This window comes from Aeromonas bivalvium (genome assembly GCF_000819765.1).
GTDB classification, from domain to species: domain Bacteria; phylum Pseudomonadota; class Gammaproteobacteria; order Enterobacterales; family Aeromonadaceae; genus Aeromonas; species Aeromonas bivalvium.
In genome coordinates, this window is the sequence record NZ_CDBT01000058.1 from 3879 (window position 1) to 8813 (window position 4935).

General features: G+C 43.5%; 4 protein-coding genes. All 4 read right to left on the reverse strand.

Going from position 1 to position 4935, the window contains the following annotated elements:
* Positions 1–2097: protoglobin domain-containing protein (locus tag BN1119_RS17045; RefSeq protein WP_167335484.1), on the reverse strand; the 2097-nt coding region annotated here is incomplete at its 3' end.
* A 19-nt stretch (positions 2098–2116) separates the two neighbouring features.
* Positions 2117–2341 carry a response regulator gene (locus tag BN1119_RS21135; RefSeq protein WP_209434933.1) on the reverse strand — a complete coding sequence of 75 codons (225 nt, stop codon included), beginning with the start codon at positions 2339–2341 and terminating at the stop codon, positions 2117–2119.
* 192 nt (positions 2342–2533) lie between these two features.
* On the reverse strand, positions 2534–2941 hold the full coding sequence (locus BN1119_RS20800) for a chemotaxis protein CheW (protein ID WP_209434934.1): 408 nt from the start codon (positions 2939–2941) through the stop codon (positions 2534–2536).
* An 8-nt stretch (positions 2942–2949) separates the two neighbouring features.
* Positions 2950–4500: a methyl-accepting chemotaxis protein gene (locus BN1119_RS17055; protein WP_042000910.1), complete on the reverse strand. Its 1551-nt coding sequence runs from the start codon at positions 4498–4500 to the stop codon at positions 2950–2952.
* Positions 4501–4935 lie beyond the last annotated feature (435 nt).

Below are 4935 nucleotides of genomic sequence, written 5' to 3' on the forward strand. Positions count from 1 at the left end.
AAGCCATTCAAAACGCTGGTAGCCCTCTGTTGAGGCTTTATTTAAAAGAACTTTGGCGAGCTCTTCGCTGTTGTTTTTACCCTGGCTCAATGGTGAAAATTGAATAGGCGACAAGCCAATCAGCGCTTTGCGGTCAGACAAGCAAAAAAGTTTAGCGGCTGCATCATTACAATCGGTAATCACAAAATCTGGGCTGATTATGCCCATCGCATCCTCTGATTTATGCAGCAACTTCACCAAGCGCTTTTCGTTTTCACTTTTGAGTCTTTCATAATCAAGCTGCGCCGAGATGTCTCGAATTATATTGACGACGACTTTTTGGTTAAACGCGGTTTGTACAATCTGCATACTAATTTCTGCAGGATAGATGTTGCCATCCCCTTTGTGATGTTGGGTAACAAAATGCAGCAGCTCCACCTCACCCATTTTGAGTGGCTTCAAAAGCCGATCGAACGATTGTGAATCGTAGCTCAGCTTAAATTCGTAGGGCTTCATAATTTGTAGCATCGCCCAACTCCGCCCAAGTTGACGCTGTGCAGCAAGGTTGGCATATAAAATGTCCAACGTTTCGGCATCAAAAAATAGGACGGCATCAGCGATTTGATCCACAACGCTTTTAAAGCTGGTCAGTTCGTCCTGCCTCAAGCGCTCTTGAGTTATATCCAGCTCAACCGAAATATACCCCGAGTGCTCTCCAAGCTCATTAAACGTAGGGTTGCAACTAATGCGACTCCAGAAGGTCTCTCCACTCTTTCGATATTTAAGTAATTCAATTTCAATAGACTTTCTCTTTGCGACAGCTTTTTGTAACTTCAAAAGGTCAAAGCTGTTAGTCTGTGGCCCAGTTAATGTTGCCCACGGCGATTGACCCGCAAGCTCCTCCAAAGAATAACCAAAGATTCGTTCGAAGCCAGCATTACACCAAGTGATGTTGTAATCACAATCTAAGATCATTACTCCGTTCACAGTCTGTGTAGCAACTAATGCAAGGCGGGCGTTCTCTTCCAGTATCAGAGCAAGTTTATTTTTAATCTCTCTTGCTTCAGACAGCGATTCCAAGGTTTCGAGGATGGGGTTCAGTTTCTCAACGTCAGATTGTTCATAGCCGTTGGCTGCGTTAGCCAGACCGACCATGCCAATCAACTTACCATTATGTTTAATTGGTAATCCAAGGAAGGAGGAGAGCTTGGGATGACCATGTGGTGTGCCACCAGCACGAGAATCATCCTGAGGATTGTTTGAGATAACAGCTTGGCCGGTTGTTAATACTTCACCCAGTAAATTGTGATGATTATGGAACTCTAAGTCATCCGCCTTACTTTTTTCATATAGCTCACGGGTTTGATGATCCCAGCTGCTATTTGTCAAGACGCTGACTTTCAGATATGGTCGTAGTTGCGAGTCTTCCCGCACCTCACCAATCAAACCGAACTGACTATCTGTCAGAGCGATGAGCTCATTAAGTAAAAGGCTAAGTGCACTGCCATACGACTCATTCAGTATAAAAGCGCGCTGAATCTTAGCGATGGCATTGCTAGTGCGAATTTGAAAATCGTATTTGTCAGAAATCTGCTGCCTGGACTGCTCAAGTGTCTGGTGGCTAGCGTACATGTAGGCGTCAAAGGCGAGGGTGATATCCAGCAGCGCGACTTTGTAGAGCGCAGTTAACGTTGGCTCGATACGCTCCTTATCGCTATTCAATATCACACTGACGAATTTACAAACGAGATCTAAGTAAACACCGTAAGCCCCAATATACCATTGTGGCGTCAAACCAACTCTTTGGTGCGCAATGCCCACTCTAATACGATCTTGGGCGTAGTCGAATCCATAATCGCCGGCAGTTAATTTCCTAAAGTACAGTTTTTGTGTCTCTTGAAGTTTTCCCATTAGGTTAACGTCATGCAGCATTTTCGATGCATGGTCAAACTTTAAAAGATGCTGATAAAAAGCATGAATAAGCTCATTCTCATAGGCATAAAGTGGTTTATGAATGGCTTCGAGCAATTGAATCTCGGTAGTTGAAAGATTAATAAGAGCTTTACGCTCATCAAAAGAGACCGGGTTGATGTTTAATCGCTTCAGTACTTCTTCCACTCTCATAGCGCACCTGTCTTTACTTCATTAACAACCAGTGATTGATTGCTTGTAATAATTCATCGGGATGAAACTTAGCGATAAATTGGTCTGCGCCGACTTTCTTAACCATAGACTCGTTAAACACACCACTTAATGAAGAGTGCAAAACGACGTGAATATCTTTTAGAAGTGGTTCAGATTTAATCGCGGATGTCAGTGTAGAGCCATCCATTATTGGCATCACAATATCAGAAATGACCAAAGGTATTCTCTATGCAATTACTGCTTTATTTTTTGCCGCAAAGTCTTGTAAATATTGAAGTGCAGATTGGCCATCATGAACCACTTTAGACGGGATATTTACACTGTCTAACACGCGTTTGATCTGATTTCTGGCCACTGCTGAATCATTCACAACCAATACTTCAATCTCAGAGGTGTTGAACCCTTTAAGCTATTGCGCCGTTTCAGCTTCAATTTCATGGTCGTTGGGCATGATCTCCGAGAACACTTTTTCAACATCTATGACTTGAATGAGCTTGCCTTCAATCTCTGTCACTGCAGTTAGGTAATGACTTTGCCCTGATCCTTGAGGTGGAGGTTGAATTTGACTCCAGTTAAGATTAACGATGCTATCAACTGCCGAAACCAGAAAGCCTTGGATATGGCGGTTGTATTCCGTCACAATCACAAAAGCCTGTTCGGGATAACGTATCGGCTTACCTGTCGTAGCTTCACTCAGGTCGATAACGATAACTGGATTGCCACGAAGCTGCGCAATGCCCTTTATAAAAGAATGGGCTCCTGGCATTTCAAAGCGATTTTGACCTGCCAGATTTGTCCTTTGGTCAATAGACTTCATTAACATATTCATTTAAAACGCACCACCAGCTCGTGTAGCTCTTCAGATATTTTCTTAAGGTGCTCTAGAGAGCTTGCTGCTTTATCAGCAGAATTGGCGCTTTCATCGGCCAATGTTGAAATACTTACAACCTGGCGATTGATATCTTCAGCCACATGAGCTTGCTCCTCTACAGCTGCTGCCATCTGTGTCGTCATATCGGATATATGCCCGACTGAGGCAACGATTCCTTGCAGCATATCTCCACTCTCAATGACTTTTGACAGCCCCTCGTCAGCGTCAGAAGCACCTGATTCAGCTACTTTAACGGCCTCGCTGGATTTTAGTGAGAGAGCTCTGACAATCCCGTATATTTCTTTCGTAGAATCTTGGGTACGTTTTGCAAGATTACGCACCTCTTCAGCAACCACGGCAAAACCTCGGCCTTGCTCGCCGGCACGCGCTGCCTCGATAGCAGCATTTAGCGCAAGTAAGTTGGTCTGTTCAGCAATCTGTTCAATTACTTGAGCTGCTTGGGCAATTTTCGTCGTTTGTAGCTCTACATCAACAACGGATTTCGAAATGGTCTGGACAGTTGCTCTAAGTTTTTCAATAGAGGCGCTTGTTGTTTTGGATAGTCCTCCACCGGTTTCGGCCAGATTAAATGCTTTATCAGCTTGTGAAGCGGTATTGGAAACATGATGCGATACCTCTGAAATAGTTGTCGTCATCTCATTCATCGCTGTAGCAACCTGAATCGTTTCAGATTGCTGGTGATCAATAACCTGCTTAGATTGTTTAACCAAGTCAAATGAGGAAAGTGTTTCGCGCGATACTCTTTTCGCGGCATCATCAATGCGGTTGATAATAGTTGTCAGATGAGCTTGCTGGCTCAATACAGAGACTTCTAATGCGCCAGTAAGTCCGGACTTATTGGTGTAGGTGAGAACTGCGAGTTCATGCGAGAAAGAACGGCTTAGTAATTTCTTTAAGTCAGACGCTCTGGCGTGGTCTTTCACATTGACCCAAATTGCATAGATCGCAATGACGGCGAGCAACAAACTCTCTGATAACTCTTTGTAACCAAGAAAGAATGTCGCAAGCGCGATAGCGACAGACACCATTAAAAAAATGTTAGGCAGCGATATAGGTAACGGTTTAGGTAAATTACTTCCCGCACTCAAGCGGCGGTATAATCTGTCTGCTCTTTGTACATCTTCTGCTCTTGGGCTTGATCGAACAGATTCGTACCCAATAACTTGTCCATTAGCTGTCACGGGTGTCACATAAGCGTCTACCCAGTAAAAGTCACCATTCTTACAACGGTTCTTAACCAACCCCATCCATGCTTTACCCTCTTTTAGATGTGACCACATCACTTTGAAAGCCATCGCTGGCATATCGGGGTGTCGAACAATATTATGTGGCTGGCCAATTAACTCCGACCTGGAAAATCCGCTTACCTCAACGAAAGCGTCATTACAATCAACAATATTGCCGTTTTTATCCGTAACTGAAATCAGCTTCACAGACGATGGGAAAGTTTTTTCGTTAGATGTAACAGGGAGGTTTTTACGCATAGATAGCATCGGTGTGTATTTTTAGCTTACTAAATACATCTTACATCATGTAGGTGTATCAACCTAGATCTATTAGTAAATATTTATATGCACCGAATTTGTGCAAACTGATTGAACTATCCTTATTTCCTATGCTAGGCGGGGTGTGTTTAAACGTTTACATTACCGATTAAGTTTTTGATTTATCAACTTCGCATTTGCTACGAGTTCATTGATGTCAAATGTTGTACGACCTAACCCCATCAGTGGTACAGGGCGGGATCGCACTTTGTTAATGAAATTTGAACAGGCAGATCGTCTGTGATCTAATCGCGTCTCCATGCAGGAGGCACGCGCTATGACGTTGATTGAACACCTTACCCTTGTCGAAGAAACTCGCTCTGAGATCAATCGTAAACATAACCTGTACAGATCTAGGGAAGGTGCGAATAAGCG